We start from the raw sequence: 16,285 nt of genomic DNA, 5'->3' as shown, positions 1-16,285 counted from the left end.
ACGCTGCCTATATCAGATAATCGACGTCCATGCCTTTATTGTTACGTGAAATTGCCCTGACCCTTGATGAAGACGAAACATTGTTGCCGCTACGGGTCTCCGAGGCGCTTGGGGTTGCCCCGGAGAGTCTTGGAAATCTGAGTGTTGTGCGTCGGGGCATCGATGCGCGGCGTAAATCCCGTATCCTGCGAATATTCAGTGTTCAGTTCGAGGTGGAGAACGAAGAGGCATTGCTGCATCGCCACGCCGGCAATCCCCGATTGCAACCCGTCAAACAGCAGGTTTTGCCTTTTACGCCATCTTTGACCAAGCCATGGCGGGTGCTCGTGGTCGGGATGGGACCGGCCGGTCTGTTTGCCGCCTGGCACCTGGCGCGATGCGGTGCCGAGGTGACGCTGGTTGAACGGGGACGGTCCGTTGAAGACCGGGTGCGCGATGTCAGAAAGTTCCGCCAGGAGGGGGTATTCGATTCCCGGAGCAACATTTCTTTTGGCGAGGGCGGCGCCGGAACCTTTTCCGATGGCAAGTTGACCACCCGGGTTAAACATCCCTGGCACCGTCAGGTGTTGCAGACCCTGGTCGATTGTGGAGCACCCGAGGATATTCTGGTGGATGCCAAGCCCCATGTCGGAACGGATCGTCTGCGCCTGGTTTTGATTCGCTTTCGCCAGAAACTACGCGATCTGGGCGTTGCGATCCGTTATGAAACCCGCCTTACCGGCCTGGCATTCACTGCCGGCCGCGTGCGCGCGGGTGTGTTGAACGACTGCGAAGAGGTGACATGTGACAGCCTGGTTCTGGCATGCGGACACAGTGCCAGAGATACTTACGAAATGTTGCAGTCGGCCGGTGTGGCCATGGAAGCGAAGCCTTTCGCCATCGGCCTTCGGGTGGAACATCCTGCCCCGTTGATCAATGCGATTCAATACGGACATGCACAGCATCCGCATTTGCCGACGGCCGAATACGCTTTGACCTGGAACGATCCCAAGACCGGACGCGGTATCTACTCTTTTTGCATGTGTCCGGGAGGGGAGGTGGTTGTGGCTTCCTCCGAACCCGGGGGGATGGTGGTTAACGGCATGAGTTACCTGCGCCGTGACGGGGAGTGGTCCAATAGCGCGCTGGTCGTGGCCGTTCGGCCCGAAGATTTCGACGGACGGGATGCTTTGGCCGGCATGCGTTTTCAGCGGCGCTGGGAAAAACGGGCATATGAGCTTGGGGGAGGAGATTTTCATGCTCCGGCCCAGAACCTCATGGCTTTTCTCGGTCGGGGGACAGGTCCTATTCGCTCAAGCTGTCGACCCGGGGTGCGCGAGGCCGAACTTGCCGAGGCGCTGCCGGCTTTCGTAACGACGGGATTGCGCCGCGCTTTGCCGCAATTCGACCGCCGCATGCGCGGGTTTGTTACGGCCGAAGCAAGTTTGATCGGCATCGAGAGCCGTACATCGGCTCCTTTGAGAATATTGCGCGACAGGAACGGACAGTCCGTTTCCCACGCGGGCCTTTTCCCCGCAGGGGAGGGGGCAGGATATGCCGGGGGCATTATGAGTGCTGCCCTTGACGGCATTAACATCGCAGAGCATATAATTAATTTTGTACCAAGCGGGAGTTGCAGGTGAAAAAAGTTTATGCGGGGCACATTAAGGATCGGGATATAGTGAACGACTCCTTTCTGGTGCGCGAAAAAATAACCGCCATGGCGCGTAACGGCAAGCCCTATCTGACCCTCAAGCTGATGGATCGTAGCGGCGAGGTGGAGGGGCGTGTCTGGGATCGTGTTGAAGAGTTTTCGGGTTGTTTTGACAAGGATGATTTCATCGAGGTGCAGGGCAAGGCCAGTCTGTATCTCGGTAAAATGCAGTTGGTTATTCAAAAGCTGAGAAAGGTCGATGATTCGCAGATCGACCTGGGCGATTATCTGCCTGTTGCGACGCGTAGCATTGAGGACATGGTGGCGGAACTCAGGGATCAGGTTGCGAGTTTGCAAACACCCTGTTTCAAAGATCTGATGGAACTTTTTCTGGCCGATGAAGCTTTTATGCAGGGTTACACAAGCGCCCCGGCTGCCAAGGCCATTCACCATGTCTATCTCGGGGGGCTGCTCGATCATTCCTTGTCGGTAGCTCGCCTGGTGGACGATATTTGCCGTCATTATCCCACGGTCAACCGCGACCTGTTGCTTACCGGCGCTTTGCTCCACGATATCGGCAAGGTGGCGGAGCTGTGCTATGAGCGCGCTTTTGGTTACACCGATGCGGGAAAGCTGCTCGGGCACATTACCATCGGTTTTCAGATGCTGGATAGCAAGTTGGCTGAAATTACCGATTTCCCCGGCGATTTGGCACTGCTTCTGAAGCATCTGCTGTTGTCTCATCACGGGCAGTACGAATACGGTTCGCCCAAGCGGCCGAAAACCCTTGAAGCGATTATTCTCAATTATCTGGACGATCTTGATTCCAAGATCAACGGCATACAGACCCATATGGATAAAGATCCGGATAACGAGCAGACATGGACCGGTTATCATCGCATCTACGATCGCTATTTTTACAAAAGCCCCAACGCTTCTGCCAGCCGCGAATGCGATGCGGCCTGCACATCTACGGCAGCATCGACATCACCCTCCTCTCGCGAGGTGCCAGCGGCAACCCAAACCGTGCCGGCAAAGGAGCGACGGCCTTCCGAAAAGCGCCGTAAGGGATTGAATTTCACTTTGGGGGACCAGTTGCGCGGGAAGAACCTGGATCTCTTTGCATCGGAAGAAAAGGAAGAAAAGTGACCGATCTTTGGCAAGCACATATGGTGACGGGAGAACTTGGCGTTAACTGCTATCTGCTGGGGTGTCCGAAGACCCGGCAGGCCGTGGTTATCGATCCCGGCGGCAACGGTTCCAGTATTCTTGCCGAACTGGAAAAACAGGGATTTGAGCTTAAGGCCGTGATCAACACCCACGGTCATTTTGATCACATCGGCGGTAACAAGACACTCATCGACCAAACCGGTGCCGATCTGTTGCTGCATGCCGAGGCCCTGCCCCTGTTGCGAGGTGCCTCCAGTCACGCAGCAAGCTTCGGTTGTCGCGCCATCGATCCCTCGCCGGAGCCGACCCGGTTGCTGCAGGATGGCGATCGTATCGAGGTCGGCAGTATCGTTCTGGAGGTTTTACATGTGCCGGGGCACTCGCCCGGCAGCGTATGCCTGAAGTGCGGCGAAGCTTTGTTTGCGGGAGATGTGCTGTTTGCCGGTTCCATCGGGCGCACCGACCTTCCCGGAGGGGATCACCACTTGTTGCTCAAGGGATTGCAGAGTCGTGTGCTGACTCTTGCCGACAGCGTCAAGGTCTATCCCGGTCACGGTCCGGCAACCACGATCGGTCACGAGCGTAAGAATAACCCTTATCTGAATTATTTCGATTAGGGGGACGATTCGATGTTGACAGGCAAGCAGATCGTGGTCGGAGTTACCGGGGGGATCGCGGCCTATCGGGCGGCAGAGCTTGTGCGGCTTTATGTCAAAGCAGGTGCGCAGGTGCATGTCATCATGACTTCCGCGGCTACCGAGTTCGTTACGCCTTTGACCTTTCAGACTCTCTCGGGCAACCCGGTGCACATCGAACTGTTCAACCTTATAAGCGAACGGGAGATAGGCCATATCGCTCTGGCCGATCGCGCCGACGTGCTGGTTGTGGTGCCGGCTACCGCCAATCTTGTCGGCAAGGTGGCGGCCGGACTGGCGGATGATCTGCTCACCACCACCATCATGGCCACCAAAGCGCCGGTTTTGCTGGTCCCTGCCATGAACAGCAACATGTGGGAAAATCCCATTTACCAGCAGAATCAGTCACGTCTGGTTGATTTGGGGTATCATGTTGTGGAGCCGGTGAGCGGACTGCTGGCGTGCGGTTGGCAGGGTAAGGGTAAAATGGCCGAACCCGACGATGTTTTCGAAGCAACGGTTCGCCTTCTGACTCCCCAGGATCTGGCCGGGGAAACATTTCTGATTACAGCCGGTCCGACGCGCGAGGAGCTCGATCCGGTGCGCTATCTGAGCAATTATTCCTCCGGTAAAATGGGCTATGCCATTGCCCTTGCAGCTTGTCGGCGAGGCGCCCGGGTGATTCTGGTGTCGGGTCCGACGGCCTTGACGCCGCCGGCGGGGGTTCTGTGCCGCAACGTGACCAGTGCCGAACAGATGAAGCAGGCGGTTTTGGAGGCTTTGCCGCAATCCACCGTCGTGGTCAAGGCCGCAGCGGTGGCTGATTACAGACCGGTCGAACGTGCCGTGCAAAAAATTAAAAAAGGCAAGCCCGAACAAGTGGAAATGGCTCTGGTTAAAAACCCGGACATCCTTGCCGCAGTCGCTCAAGCTAAAACAGAGCAACTGGTGATCGGGTTTGCTGCTGAAACCCACGATCTGGAGAGCCACGCCCTGGCCAAGCTGAAGAGTAAAAATCTGGATTTGATCGTCGCCAACGATGTCAGCTGTCCGCAGGCCGGGTTCGATGTCGACACCAATCTGGTCCGATTGTTTTATCGGGATGGAACGTCGGAACAGTGGCCTCTGATGAGCAAGCTGGAGGTGGCCGACAGGTTACTGGGGTGTGTTGAGCGGCTGCGAAGTCGTGAGTCCTCCATTCAGGACGGTCAGTAACCCGACAGCAGTTCAAGCAGTTTTTCCGGATGCACGATGCCGTCTCGCAGCCGTTGTTTGATTTCGCCGAGCAGTTGTTCGGCCTGGGAATCCGGCAGTTTTCCTTCCAGCCATAGCAGATGCAGGTTTTTACGGATGGCCTTGGCGGCGTTGAGGGCTCTTTCCCCGGCCGGATCGGCTTTCCAGTATGGGCTATCCTGCATGTTCTGCAGTACGCTCAGAACCGCGTCGTAGGCAAGGTCCAGATAGTCGCCCTGATCGTGTTCCTGCAATGTCCATTTGGAGTGATCCGTCATCGAACGCAGCATTTTTTGCCATTGCTGCAAACGGCTCAATAACAGCAGGGAGTTGAAGAGCCGCTTGTTGGTACCGAATGAAAAGAGGGTGGGGGCCAGAATGCTGCGCAGAAGCGCATCGTTGGCACTCAGATCTTTTTGCGCCAGAGAACGCGCCAGGGCCCAGCAACCAGGATCGACCTGACTTTCGAAGCGCATTTCCCAATAGGTATGCTTGTGCATGACCGTATTGAACGTGCGTACCAGTTTGTAAGGTACCAGGTAGGCGTGGGCAATGGTATCAGCGGCCAGGTGGGCGATATAGCCGTAGGCACAGGCGCGCTGGGCATCATCTTTTGCGGCGTCGAGAATGCGGCAACCGATGCGCCATGAGTGGCAATGCTGCAGGTAGTGGGTGAAACGTTTGCCCAGGGTAATATCGGCGCTGATGCAGCCATAAAGAAAATCGAAGGGGTGGGCGGCGAGCAGTTGTCGCAGGGTTTCGGGAAGCAGATGCAGCTGTCCTAGAACCTGCGAACCGAGTTGCAGATGTACTCCCAGGCCCCATGCCAGGGCATCGGCAGGGACCAGAAGAATCGTGCTTACTGTTATGAAGAGTATTATGAACGCCATGGACACCTGCGTTGATTCCTGCCTACAGGATAATCCCGCAGGGAAGGAAAAGTAAAGAGACTATGCCGCAAAAGCTTTATCGGGATTTGTGCGAGGCTGCCGGGCAGGTGCGTGGCCTGTTGGAAAATCTCCAGTTGCTGGGAGTTCATGAACTGCCGTGGCCGTCTGACGCGGATGTTCTGCCCGTTTGTCCATTGCCTTCAGCTGCCGACGGGGATACGTCGAAACCCTGTCGGCAAGAGGCTCTTGAAGAAGTCCGCGCCGATCTGGGGGACTGCCGGCGCTGTGCTCTCAGCAAAAAGCGAAAACATATCGTCTTTGGCGGTGGTAACGAAAAGGCCCGCCTGGTGTTTGTCGGAGAGGCACCGGGCCGCGACGAGGATGAGCAGGGCATTCCTTTTGTTGGTGAAGCCGGCCGCTTGCTGGATCGTATGCTGTTCGCCATGGGGCTAGATCGGGACGAAGTATATATCTGCAATGTGCAAAAATGCCGTCCGCCGGGCAATCGGGATCCGCTGCCCGAAGAGATCGAAGCCTGCGAGCCCTTTCTGAGGCGCCAGTTAGCCGCTATCCGGCCCCGCGTCATCGTAACCCTCGGACGTTTTGCAGCCCAAACCCTGTTGCGTGAGCGCGAGGCCATCAGTCGTTTGCGCGGTCATTGGCACGCCTACGAGGGGGTTCCGTTGATGCCGACCTACCATCCGGCTTACCTGTTGCGCAACCCTGCCTCCAAGCGAGAGGTATGGGAAGACCTTAAACAGGTTATGGGCCGTTTGCGGGACAGTGATTCCTGAGGAGAGATATGAGTTGCATGGTGGAGCTGGACAATATCGATAAGGTACGTATGCGTGAAGACGGTACGCGTATGGATGTCCTGCGACACGTCAGTCTGCGTTTTGCTGCGGCCGGCATAACTGTTCTGATCGGACCCTCGGGGTGCGGTAAAACCACCTTGTTGCGCCTGGTCAACCGGTTGGAGGATCCCAGCGCCGGACGCATTCTCGTGAATGGGGTGGATGTGGCCGGGCTCGACCCACTGCAACTGCGGCAGACAGTGGTTCTGGTTCCGCAAAAGCCTTTTATGTTCGCCGGATCCGTGTTGCAGAACCTGCAACATCCTTTCGTCCTGCGCAAACAAACGCCGCCATCGGCAAATGACCCTTTATGGATTCAGTCGCTGGCCGGTGTCGATCTTTCGGATCAGCTCCTGTCGCAGCAGGCGGCATCCCTTTCATTGGGACAGCAGCAACGGGTCGGGTTGGCAAGAGCGCTTCTTTGCGATCCTGAAGTGGTTCTGCTGGACGAACCGACAAGTGCATTGGACCGTCCGGCCAGTGATCGTTTTGCCACAACCCTCCGCACTTTATGCCGACAAAGGCAGACTTCCTTTGTGGTGGTGACCCATGATCTGTGGTTTGCGGAGCGCGTGGCCGATCAGGTGGTGTTTCTGTCCGACGGATATGTCAAGGAGCTTGGATCGGCAGATCAAATCTTCGGGGCCCCTCAAACAGAGGAACTGCGCAATTTCTTAATGTACCCTGCCGCTAAGGGAGACGGGGCATGAGTCTTACGGGGATCGTTGATCCGGGGCCGGCAAATATGGCCTTTGCCTATGGCATGATCCTGATGGTTGCGGGGCTTGTGCGGCTTGGCGGTGCCGGTCGGGAAAAGGCCTTGCTTTGGGCATCATTGCGTATGGTGGTTCAACTCGTTGTGGTCGGGTTTCTGCTGCGGTTTATTTTTGCCGTGCAAAGCCTGGTGCCGACCCTGCTGATTTTACTTGTGATGGGAACGTTTGCATTACAGGTCACCGGGGGGCGGATTACGACGCGGATTCCGGGTTTTTATCGGATTATCGGGATAGCCCTGGCGCTTGGCTGTGGCGGCGTAACAGGTTATTTCTGCCTTTTCGTTGTGGGGCCTACACCCTGGTACGATCCAAGATACCTCATCCCGCTGGCCAGTATGATACTGGGTAATTCCATGAACGGAGCCAGCCTGGCAATGGAGCGGTACCTGTCCGAGATACGCGAACGCCGCGACGAAATCGAAACAGCCCTGTGTCTTGGCGCCAGTGCTTCGACTGCCGCCGCTCCGGTCTTGCGAAAGGCGTTTCGCGCCGCGCTTATCCCGATAACCAACTCCATGGCGGCGGCTGGACTGGTGACGCTGCCCGGTATGATGACCGGGCAGATTCTTTCCGGGACCGATCCCTTTATCGCCGTAAAGTATCAGATCGCCATCATGTGCGCCATTGTGGCCGGCGTGGCCGGTACAACCTTTCTGGTGCTTTATCAATGTCGGCATGCCTGTTTTACCTCTTCTCATCAACTTCGGGACAATCTGTTTCCAAAGGTCTGATCTCCCCTGTTTTATTTGATTTATCCTTTTTTGTTTAAAAAAATTCTCTGAATGATGCGTTAGGGGTGGCCGGATGCCATTTTTGCCGTAAACTTCCAAGTAAGAATCTTACTTGAGGCAATGGTTGGTTCGCGTTCCTCAGCTCATTTACTGTCAGGGAAGGCCAATGCTATGAAAAAACCTTTGGGAGAAAGGCTTGTGGAAGAAGGAGTTATTTCGCAGCAACAGCTTGACGGGGCGTTGCAGCGACAACGATTGCGCGGCGGACGACTCGGGCACAATCTTTGCGCGTTGGGGTATCTGGATCAAAAAAAACTGCAAGCATCTTTTCGTAAACCTCCGGAATGTCCGCAGACGGTGGAAGACACCGGATTGGATCTTTTTTTCATCGCCGACCTGGTATTGAAGCATACGCTCTTCTTGGGAGAGTTTACGCTGGCGGAGCTTGTCGATAGGGTGAAGCTGCCGTCGCATATTCTTGATTTGGCTGTTGAGGAACTGAGGAAAGAGCACTTTGTCAAAGTCAAGGGGGCCTCTCTTTATTCCAAAAGCTCCTATCAGTATTGCATCACCGAACCTGGCATCCGCCGGGCTTCGGCGCTGCTCGATGTATCACGCTATGTCGGACCGGCACCTGTAACACTGGAAGATTATCGGGACATGGTCGATCTGCAGACCGTGCGCAGCCTGCTTGTGAGCCAAGAGCGTGTGCATCACGTTTTTTCCCATCTGGTGGTCAGCGATCGATTGCTCAGGAAGCTTGGGCCGGCATTGAGTTCCGGCAAGGAAATTTTTCTTTACGGCCCGCCCGGTAATGGCAAGACCTCCATAGCGGAAGCTATTGCCGAACTGTTCCCGGGAGGCATTTACATGCCCCACGCGCTGCTGGTCAGGGGGGAAATCATCAACATCTATGATCCGGTTAATCACACCGCCATGGATGTGCAGAATGGGGGCGGGGCTTATGACGAGCGGTGGTTGCTGGTACGACGGCCGGTCGTCATTGCCGGTGGAGAGTTGACCCTGCGTACTCTCGATTTGGATTTTAACCCCATTACCAAATATTACGAGGCGCCGTTACAGATCAAAGCCAATAACGGTATTTTCATTATCGATGATTTCGGGCGTCAGCAGGTCGACCCTCAGCTGTTGCTCAACCGGTGGATGGTGCCTCTCGATCGGCGCATCGATTTTCTGACGTTGCATACGGGTATGAAATTCGAGGTTCCCTTTGACAATCTGGTTATTTTCTCGACCAATATCGAACCTCAGCAATTGGTGGATGAAGCCTTTCTGCGCCGAATTCACTACAAATTCAAAGTCGATTACCCGACCAGGGAGCAATTTGAAGATATTTTCAGACAGGTCTGCCAGCTTAATGGCATGGCGTTTGACAAGACTGTTTTCGGTTATCTTATGAAGGAATTTTATGGGCGACTTGACATTCGCTACAGCGCCTGCCACCCGCAGGATCTGGTGGAACATATCCTGGCCGATGCTTCCTATCACGGTTACCCGCCGGTGCTGACAGAAGAAACGATAACCTCGGCCTGGGAGGATTATTTTGTAAGGATTTGACCCGAGGGCGAAAATCTTATCGTGAAAAATTCGGATAAAGGCTTGACATGAGAGGCTGAATTTATTAATAGATAGGCGCCCGAAACACTGCGTGGAATGCGGGCATGGAATGCAGTAAAGATTTATGATGAAAAGGCCTTTTGATGGAAAGCTTTCTGGCACCGGCAAAAATCAATATCTGTCTGCATGTGCTCGGGCGGCGTGAGGACGGTTATCATGAACTGGCCATGCTCATGCAAAGGGTCTCCCTGTATGACAGGATAAGCCTCTCTTTTATCGAAGGCAACGACATCCGTGTGCAGTGCGACGGGCTGACGTTGCCATTGGGCCAGAAAAATATAGCGGCTCGCGCAGCGCAAGCACTTTTTGATCGTGCCGGCATCCGTCGAGGACTGGATATAGTCATCGAAAAGAATATTCCCGTTGCCGCGGGCCTGGGCGGCGGATCGTCAGACGCCGCGACCGTGCTGATGGGCCTGAACGATATGCTCGGATTGGGTCTGTCCGCTACCCAGCTCATGCAGGAAGGTGTGAAGCTGGGAGCCGACGTTCCGTTTTTCATCTACAAACATCCCGCCTGGGCTACCGGTATCGGTGACAAATTGCAGGAAGTCGAAGGCTTGCCTCCGGTCTGGTACGTGCTGGTCAATCCCGGGCTCGAGGTTTCTACCGCCTGGGTTTATCAAAATTTGCGGTTGACATCGGCGAGGGATAATCTTAGAATACCTCGATTTTCCGGCACGGTAGACGAGGTCGTCGAGTTGCTTCACAATGACCTTGAGACCGTAACGGTCGAGCGTTTCCCGCTTATCGGCGAAATCAAGCAGCAGTTGCTTGGTCTCGGTGCGCGGGGTGCCCTGATGAGCGGTAGTGGTTCAACGGTATTCGGGGTGTTCAGCGATGGCGATACGGCCAGGGCTGCGGCCGAGAACCTTTCGTCTCGGTCGGGGTGGCGCGCTTTTGCCGTGGAACCGGTTAACGATTGACTTTTTTGCGAGAGGTTCAAGAAACAGGGTTGAGGTAGTTCGGTCAGATTTTGTTGGGGCGTCGCCAAGCGGTAAGGCACCGGATTTTGATTCCGGCATTCGTAGGTTCGAATCCTGCCGCCCCAGCCACTTTACATAGTCGTGTCGTTGTGTTGATGGTATGTGCAGCGGTGCGAACGCGCAATTGGGTACAAATCGACTCAGTTGCAAAACAGGTCATGGTTTCCATGGCCTGCAGTTTTTTTTTACCTATCATCTGAGGATTTGTCGTGAACAACCTGAAAATTTTCTCCGGTAATTCGAATACGCCTCTTGCCCGCGAGATCTGTGGTCACCTTGCCGTCCCCCTGGGAGCGGCCAAGGTTCGTGCCTTTTCCGATGGCGAAGTCATGGTGGAAATCGGGGAGAATGTCCGTGGGCGAGACGTCTATGTGATCCAATCTACCTGTGCGCCGGCCAACGATAACCTTATGGAATTGTTAATCATGGCCGATGCCCTGAAGCGGGCGTCCGCTTCCCGGATCACCGCCGTGATCCCTTATTTCGGCTATGCCAGACAGGATCGCAAGGTTGCCCCACGTACCCCCATCACCAGTAAACTGGTGGCGGATCTGATCTCGACTTCCGGTTTTGACCGGGTCCTGACCATGGACCTGCATGCCGGCCAGATCCAGGGGTTTTTCAATATTCCGGTCGATCATCTCTACGCCGCACCGGTCATCCTGCGGGATATTGCGGATCGGTTCAGCGATTCGCCGGTTGTCGTCTCTCCCGATGCGGGTGGTACGGAAAGGGCGCGAGCCTTCGCCAAGCGACTCGATGCCAGCCTTGCCATTATCGATAAGAGGCGGAGCGGGCCCAACGTCTCCCAGGTTATGAATATTATCGGGGATGTGGAAGGTAAGACCTGTGTCATTGTGGACGACATGATCGACACGGCAGGGACACTTTGTCAGGCCGCGCAGGCGCTTAAGGAAAAGGGAGCCGGCGATGTGTATGCATTTGCTACTCACGCTGTCCTTTCCGGACCTGCTTTGGAGCGTATCGACAACAGTTGTCTTAAAGAGGTGGTAGTTACCAACACCATTCCGGTTTTGGATAAGCTTAATGCGTGTACTCGTCTGCGGCAATTGTCGGTAGCCGAGCTTCTGGCTGAAGCGATTCGGCGCATTAATGGCAGTGAATCGGTAAGTTCGCTTTTTGTATAGAGAAATGAATAGGGTTCTACTCGAACCGAAACAATCTGAGAAATTGGAGGAACGGATACATGGCACAGACGGAATTGAATGTCAGCCAGCGTGAAGGACTTGGTAAAGGGACTGCTCGCAGTCTGCGTCGCGAGGGGCTGATTCCCGCCGTCATGTACGGCAAAGGCGTTGAAAATTGCTCTCTGGTTGTAGAGCCGAAGCAGCTTGCCGCCATTATCGGCAGCGAAGCCGGCTTGAACAGCCTCATCACCCTCAAGGGCGAAGGTGCTTTCGACGGCAAGGTCGTCATCCTTAAAGATATGCAGGTTGATCCGATCCGTCAGACGCCTCTGCACGTCGATTTTCAGGCCATCGACCTCAATGCGAAGACCCATGTTCTGGTTCCCCTCGTTGTCGTCGGTAAATCCGAAGGCGAAAAGCAGGGCGGCAATCTTCAGATCATTCGCCATGAGGTTGAACTCGTTTGTCTGCCCGCCAATATTCCCGCCAACATCGAAGTCGACGTTACCGCATTGAATATCGGCGATGCTTTGCATGTCCAGGATGTTCAATTGCCTGAGGGCGTTGAGATTCCCCAGGATGTCAATTTTACCGTCGTTACGGTGACCGGTCGCACTGCCGAAGTCGAAGAAGAAGGTGCCGAGGTTGTCGAGGAAGGTGAAGAAGCCGCGGAAGCCGGCGAGTAATACAAACGAGGCAACTCTTGAAGTTAGTGGTTGGTTTGGGCAACCCGGGTCCCGAATATGCTGCAACGCGGCATAATATCGGTTTCTTGGTTGCCCAGAAATTTGCGCAGCAAATGGGTGTGTCGCTGAAGCGGCAGGCCTACCAGGGGATTGTGGGTACCGGGCGTGCCGATGGGCAGGAGACCATGGTGCTTCTGCCCCAGACTTATATGAATCGTAGTGGCGTCTCGGTCGTGTCCGCCTGTAAGTCAAAAGGCATCGCTGTCGAGGATGTTGTCGTCATACACGATGAAATCGATCTGCCCTTTGGTTCCATACGGATAAAGGTCGGCGGCGGGCATGGCGGACATAACGGTCTGCGGAGCATTGTCGATCTGCTTGGGTGTCGGGACTTTCTGCGAGTGAGAATGGGGGTTGGAAGACCGCAGGGGCAAGTCGACGTGGCGAAATACGTACTTGGCCAATTCTCTTCTACGGAAAAATCCCAGCTTGACAACGTACTGGAAAACTCGGTCAAGGCTTTGGAGGTGCTGTTGCAAAAGGGTGCGCAGCAGGCCATGAACGAGTTCAATAACAGGGTGTTTTTAATTTAACAGAGAGGGATGAATTAAAAATGGAACTGCAAATGCTTGCTAAGCTTGCACCGATTCTCGGTGCGGTAGGGTTTGTGATCGCCATTGTTATTTACAATGTGGTCAAGGCGCAGCCTGTCGGCAACGCGCGGATGAAAGAGATCTCGGATGCCATTCATTCGGGCGCCATGGCTTTTCTCGGTCGTGAATACCGGGTTCTGTCTGTCTTCATCGTCCTGGTTTTCTTCCTGATTTTCATGGGCATGGGCAAGCAGACCGCGTTGGCTTTCGTCGGCGGTGCGATCTGTTCCATGATCTGCGGTTTTATCGGCATGAAGGCTGCAACTCGAGCCAACGTGCGTACCACTGAAGCGGCTCGCCAGTCCGGACAGGCCAAAGCACTGCTGGTTTCTTTCAACGGCGGCGCTGTTATGGGGCTGGCCGTTGCTTCTCTCGGCCTGGTCGGTGTCGGCCTGGCCTTTATTTTCTTTGGTGGCGATGCCGAAACCGCCAAGTACATCAACGGTTTCGCCATGGGCGCATCGTCCATCGCGTTGTTTGCCCGCGTGGGTGGCGGTATCTATACCAAGGCCGCTGACGTTGGTGCCGACCTGGTGGGTAAGGTTGAAGCCGGTATTCCTGAGGATGACCCTCGCAACCCCGGTGTTATCGCGGACAACGTCGGTGACTGTGTTGGCGATACGGCCGGTATGGGTGCGGATATCTTCGAATCCTATGTCGGTTCCATTATAGCTACCATCGCTATCGCCGCTGCTGCCAGCCCTGCATTGCTCGCAAAACTTGGCGCCGGTGATAATGTCCAGGCAAATGCGATGATGTTGCCCCTGGCCATGGCCACCATCGGTCTGGTGTTCTCCTTGATCGGTATCGGTTCCATGAAATTCCTGAAGGGGATCAATCCTGCCAAGGCGCTGCACTATACGACCTTTGTCGCTGCAGGTGGCTTCCTGGTTGCGGCTTATTTCCTAATCCAGGCTTTCGGTCTCAACGTCGGTATTTTCTGGGCTATCCTGGCCGGTACCCTCTCCGGTGTTGCGATTGGTCAGATCACCGAGTACTACACCGCTTCCAGCCCTGTTTCGCGCATCGCTGAAGCCAGTAAGACCGGTCCTGCCACCAATATCATTCACGGTCTGGCTGTTGGCCTGGAAAGCTGCGCCTTGCCTGTCCTGATCATCTGTCTCTCCATTTTCGTTGCCAATTATTACGCAGGGCTTTACGGCATCGGTATCGCCGCTGTCGGCATGCTGGCCACGGTCGGTGTTACCATGACCGTTGACGCTTACGGTCCTATCGCCGACAACGCCGGCGGTATCTCCGAGATGTGCGGGCTTGGTCCGGATGTGCGTAAGATTACCGACGGACTGGACTCCATCGGCAATACCACTGCTGCTATCGGTAAGGGTTTTGCCATCGGTTCCGCCGCATTGACCGCCTTGGCTCTGTTCTCCGCTTACGCCACGACTGTCGGTCTTGAGGCTATTAACCTCATCAATCCTAAAGTTGTGATCGGATTGCTGATCGGCGGCATGTTGCCTTTCTTTATCGGTGCCCTGACCATGACCAGTGTCGGGCGTGCTGCCGGAAAGATGGTTGACGAGATTCGTCGTCAGTTCCGTGAAATTCCCGGGCTTCTCGAAGGCAAGCCCAGCGCCAAGCCGGAGCCGGAAAAATGTGTCGATATCTCGGCACGTGCCGCTCTGCGTGAAATGGTTCTTCCCGGCATGGTTGCCGTTATCGCTCCGGTACTCGTCGGTTTCGTTATCGGCAAGGAAGCGCTCGGCGGCATGTTGGCCGGTGCCACGCTGGCTGGTGTTTTGTTGGCCCTGATGATGTCCAATGGCGGCGGTGCCTGGGATAATGCCAAGAAATATATAGAGAAGGGCGATCTCGACGGCGAAGCTAAGGGCGGCGATGCGCACAAGGCTGCCGTTGTCGGCGATACCGTCGGCGACCCGTTCAAAGATACTTCCGGTCCGGCCATGAACATTCTCATCAAGCTGATGAGCGTCGTGTCGCTGGTAATCGCTCCTCTGCTGGGCTGATCCGTAGTCAAGCATACATAACGACAAAATCGATAGCCGGGAGATGATCCCGGCTATCGTTATTTAGGCAGGATATCCAAATGGGATTCAAGTGTGGCATCGTTGGGTTGCCCAACGTAGGTAAATCGACTATTTTCAACGCCATCACCTCGGCAGGGGCCGAATCGGCGAATTACCCCTTCTGTACCATCGAACCGAATGTCGGCGTGGTGTCGGTACCCGATCCGCGTCTTGATGTCCTGGCGGATATCGTGCAACCGCAGCGTGTGCTTCCCACGACTATTGAGTTTGTCGATATTGCAGGCCTCGTGCGCGGCGCCAGTCAGGGCGAAGGACTGGGCAATCAGTTTCTCGGACATATCCGTCAGGTCGACGCTATTGCCAATATTGTCCGTTGCTTCGATGATGATAATGTGGTGCACGTGGACGGTTCTGTCGATCCCATGCGCGATATCGAAGTCATTCAGACCGAACTTAACCTGGCCGACCTGGATACCGTTGAAAAGCGTCTGTTTCGCATTCAGAAACAAGCCAAGAGCGGCGATAAGGATATGCTTGCGCAGCAGGAGGTGTTGCTGCGGGTTCGAGAGGTTCTCGATGCCGGCAAACCGGCACGCTCTGCCGGATTGTCGTATGAGGACCAACGTTTGATATCAGATCTGCATCTGATTACCGCCAAGCCCGTGTTGTATGTGGCCAATGTCGCCGAAGACGACCTTGAGGGCGAACATCCGCATGTCGCTCGGGTGCGGGAGTATGCGGCCGAAGAGGGCGCTGAAGTGGTGGCTATCTGCGGCAAGATCGAGTCGGAGATAGCAGAGCTGGAAGGGGACGAAAAACAGGAATTTCTGCAGGAGCTAGGTCTGGGAAGCTCCGGTCTCGATCGTATGATTCAGGCCGGTTACCAGTTGTTGGGGCTGATTACCTATTTTACTGCCGGTGTCCAGGAGGTACGTGCCTGGACTGTGCATAAGGGCGACCGTGCCCCCCAGGCTGCCGGGGTCATTCATACAGATTTTGAAAAAGGCTTTATCCGCGCCGAAGTCATTGCCTACGATGATTTCGTGGCGTGCCGTGGCGAAAGCGGTGCCAAGGAGAAGGGGCTGCTGCGGCTGGAGGGCAAGGATTATGTCGTGCAGGACGGCGATGTCATGCACTTCCGCTTTAACGTTTAGGCATCTGACGGCGCAAATTCTTGGAAAGGATACCTGAAAAGCGTTGATCTTGACGGGTGTCTGTGGTAATAAACTAGGTTCTGTCTTTAGGC

At 55.2% G+C, this 16,285-nt stretch carries 15 protein-coding genes and 1 tRNA gene; 15 read left to right on the top strand and 1 reads right to left on the bottom strand.

All coding sequences use genetic code 11. From position 1 onward, the window contains the following. Positions 1–29 precede the first annotated feature (29 nt). Genes PCAR_RS11095 through coaBC form a run of 4 tightly spaced genes read left to right on the top strand, consistent with a single transcriptional unit; the run spans position 30 to position 4,653 of the window. Entirely contained in the window at positions 30–1,622 is a 1,593-nt protein-coding gene (locus PCAR_RS11095) for an NAD(P)/FAD-dependent oxidoreductase (protein WP_011341765.1), read from the top strand. Then, positions 1,619–2,782, top strand: coding sequence for a 3'-5' exoribonuclease YhaM family protein (locus tag PCAR_RS11090; RefSeq protein WP_011341764.1), 1,164 nt, complete (start codon positions 1,619–1,621; stop codon positions 2,780–2,782). The genes PCAR_RS11095 and PCAR_RS11090 overlap by 4 nt, the downstream gene beginning before the upstream one ends. Continuing rightward, a complete protein-coding gene (locus PCAR_RS11085) occupies positions 2,779–3,420 on the top strand; it encodes an MBL fold metallo-hydrolase (protein WP_011341763.1) in 642 nt (213 codons plus the stop codon). The genes PCAR_RS11090 and PCAR_RS11085 overlap by 4 nt, the downstream gene beginning before the upstream one ends. A gap of 12 nt (positions 3,421–3,432) precedes the next feature. Then, complete coding sequence (coaBC, locus tag PCAR_RS11080; RefSeq protein ID WP_011341762.1) at positions 3,433–4,653, top strand: bifunctional phosphopantothenoylcysteine decarboxylase/phosphopantothenate--cysteine ligase CoaBC; 1,221 nt, start codon at positions 3,433–3,435, stop codon at positions 4,651–4,653. On the opposite strand, the gene PCAR_RS11075 is transcribed toward coaBC, so the two are convergent. Then, positions 4,647–5,561, bottom strand: a complete 915-nt coding sequence (locus tag PCAR_RS11075; RefSeq protein WP_041531796.1) for a zinc dependent phospholipase C family protein — start codon at positions 5,559–5,561, stop codon at positions 4,647–4,649. The two genes, coaBC and PCAR_RS11075, sit on opposite strands and share 7 nt — an antisense overlap. Positions 5,562–5,623: 62 nt before the next feature. Here PCAR_RS11075 and PCAR_RS11070 point away from each other — a divergent pair, with 62 nt between their 5' ends. The 11 genes from PCAR_RS11070 (at position 5,624) to ychF (ending at position 16,193) form a co-directional block, all read left to right on the top strand. Next, positions 5,624–6,355, top strand: coding sequence for a uracil-DNA glycosylase (locus tag PCAR_RS11070; RefSeq protein ID WP_011341760.1), 732 nt, complete (start codon positions 5,624–5,626; stop codon positions 6,353–6,355). Positions 6,356–6,363: 8 nt separating this feature from the next. Beyond that, a complete protein-coding gene (locus tag PCAR_RS11065; RefSeq protein WP_011341759.1) occupies positions 6,364–7,125 on the top strand; it encodes an ABC transporter ATP-binding protein in 762 nt (253 codons plus the stop codon). Then, positions 7,122–7,922 carry an ABC transporter permease gene (locus PCAR_RS11060; RefSeq protein WP_011341758.1) on the top strand — a complete coding sequence of 267 codons (801 nt, stop codon included), beginning with the start codon at positions 7,122–7,124 and terminating at the stop codon, positions 7,920–7,922. The genes PCAR_RS11065 and PCAR_RS11060 overlap by 4 nt, the downstream gene beginning before the upstream one ends. A gap of 171 nt (positions 7,923–8,093) precedes the next feature. After that, positions 8,094–9,500 carry an ATP-binding protein gene (locus PCAR_RS11055; protein ID WP_011341757.1) on the top strand — a complete coding sequence of 469 codons (1,407 nt, stop codon included), beginning with the start codon at positions 8,094–8,096 and terminating at the stop codon, positions 9,498–9,500. Between the two features lie 143 nt (positions 9,501–9,643). Continuing rightward, positions 9,644–10,486 (top strand): 4-(cytidine 5'-diphospho)-2-C-methyl-D-erythritol kinase, encoded by an 843-nt coding sequence (gene ispE / locus PCAR_RS11050; RefSeq protein WP_011341756.1) that lies wholly within the window; start codon positions 9,644–9,646, stop codon positions 10,484–10,486. A 54-nt stretch (positions 10,487–10,540) separates the two neighbouring features. After that, positions 10,541–10,615: transfer RNA gene (locus PCAR_RS11045), tRNA-Gln, on the top strand. Between the two features lie 140 nt (positions 10,616–10,755). After that, entirely contained in the window at positions 10,756–11,694 is a 939-nt protein-coding gene (locus tag PCAR_RS11040; protein WP_011341755.1) for a ribose-phosphate pyrophosphokinase, read from the top strand. A gap of 59 nt (positions 11,695–11,753) precedes the next feature. Then, positions 11,754–12,380, top strand: coding sequence for a 50S ribosomal protein L25/general stress protein Ctc (locus PCAR_RS11035; RefSeq protein WP_011341754.1), 627 nt, complete (start codon positions 11,754–11,756; stop codon positions 12,378–12,380). Positions 12,381–12,406: 26 nt separating this feature from the next. Continuing rightward, positions 12,407–12,973, top strand: coding sequence for an aminoacyl-tRNA hydrolase (pth, locus tag PCAR_RS11030; protein WP_245523330.1), 567 nt, complete (start codon positions 12,407–12,409; stop codon positions 12,971–12,973). 20 nt (positions 12,974–12,993) lie between these two features. Then, positions 12,994–15,018, top strand: a complete 2,025-nt coding sequence (locus PCAR_RS11025) for a sodium-translocating pyrophosphatase (protein ID WP_011341752.1) — start codon at positions 12,994–12,996, stop codon at positions 15,016–15,018. A gap of 80 nt (positions 15,019–15,098) precedes the next feature. Beyond that, positions 15,099–16,193 (top strand): redox-regulated ATPase YchF, encoded by a 1,095-nt coding sequence (ychF, locus tag PCAR_RS11020; RefSeq protein ID WP_011341751.1) that lies wholly within the window; start codon positions 15,099–15,101, stop codon positions 16,191–16,193. Positions 16,194–16,285 lie beyond the last annotated feature (92 nt).

It is taken from the genome of Syntrophotalea carbinolica DSM 2380, from assembly GCF_000012885.1.
Lineage (GTDB): Bacteria > Desulfobacterota > Desulfuromonadia > Desulfuromonadales > Syntrophotaleaceae > Syntrophotalea > Syntrophotalea carbinolica.
The sequence above is the reverse complement of the archived record's forward strand: the minus strand, read 5'-3'. Positions and strand labels throughout refer to the sequence as shown.

Bases quoted from the DNA above. Each gene is read 5' to 3' on its own strand.
- PCAR_RS11095 (WP_011341765.1), top strand. From the start codon at position 30: ATGCCTTTATTGTTACGTGAAATTGCCCTGACCCTTGATGAAGACGAA.
- coaBC (WP_011341762.1), top strand. From the start codon at position 3,433: ATGTTGACAGGCAAGCAGATCGTGGTCGGAGTTACCGGGGGGATCGCG.
- PCAR_RS11075 (WP_041531796.1), bottom strand. From the start codon at position 5,561: ATGGCGTTCATAATACTCTTCATAACAGTAAGCACGATTCTTCTGGTC.
- PCAR_RS11070 (WP_011341760.1), top strand. From the start codon at position 5,624: ATGCCGCAAAAGCTTTATCGGGATTTGTGCGAGGCTGCCGGGCAGGTG.
- PCAR_RS11065 (WP_011341759.1), top strand. From the start codon at position 6,364: ATGAGTTGCATGGTGGAGCTGGACAATATCGATAAGGTACGTATGCGT.
- PCAR_RS11060 (WP_011341758.1), top strand. From the start codon at position 7,122: ATGAGTCTTACGGGGATCGTTGATCCGGGGCCGGCAAATATGGCCTTT.
- PCAR_RS11055 (WP_011341757.1), top strand. From the start codon at position 8,094: ATGAAAAAACCTTTGGGAGAAAGGCTTGTGGAAGAAGGAGTTATTTCG.
- ispE (WP_011341756.1), top strand. From the start codon at position 9,644: ATGGAAAGCTTTCTGGCACCGGCAAAAATCAATATCTGTCTGCATGTG.
- PCAR_RS11035 (WP_011341754.1), top strand. From the start codon at position 11,754: ATGGCACAGACGGAATTGAATGTCAGCCAGCGTGAAGGACTTGGTAAA.
- PCAR_RS11025 (WP_011341752.1), top strand. From the start codon at position 12,994: ATGGAACTGCAAATGCTTGCTAAGCTTGCACCGATTCTCGGTGCGGTA.
- ychF (WP_011341751.1), top strand. From the start codon at position 15,099: ATGGGATTCAAGTGTGGCATCGTTGGGTTGCCCAACGTAGGTAAATCG.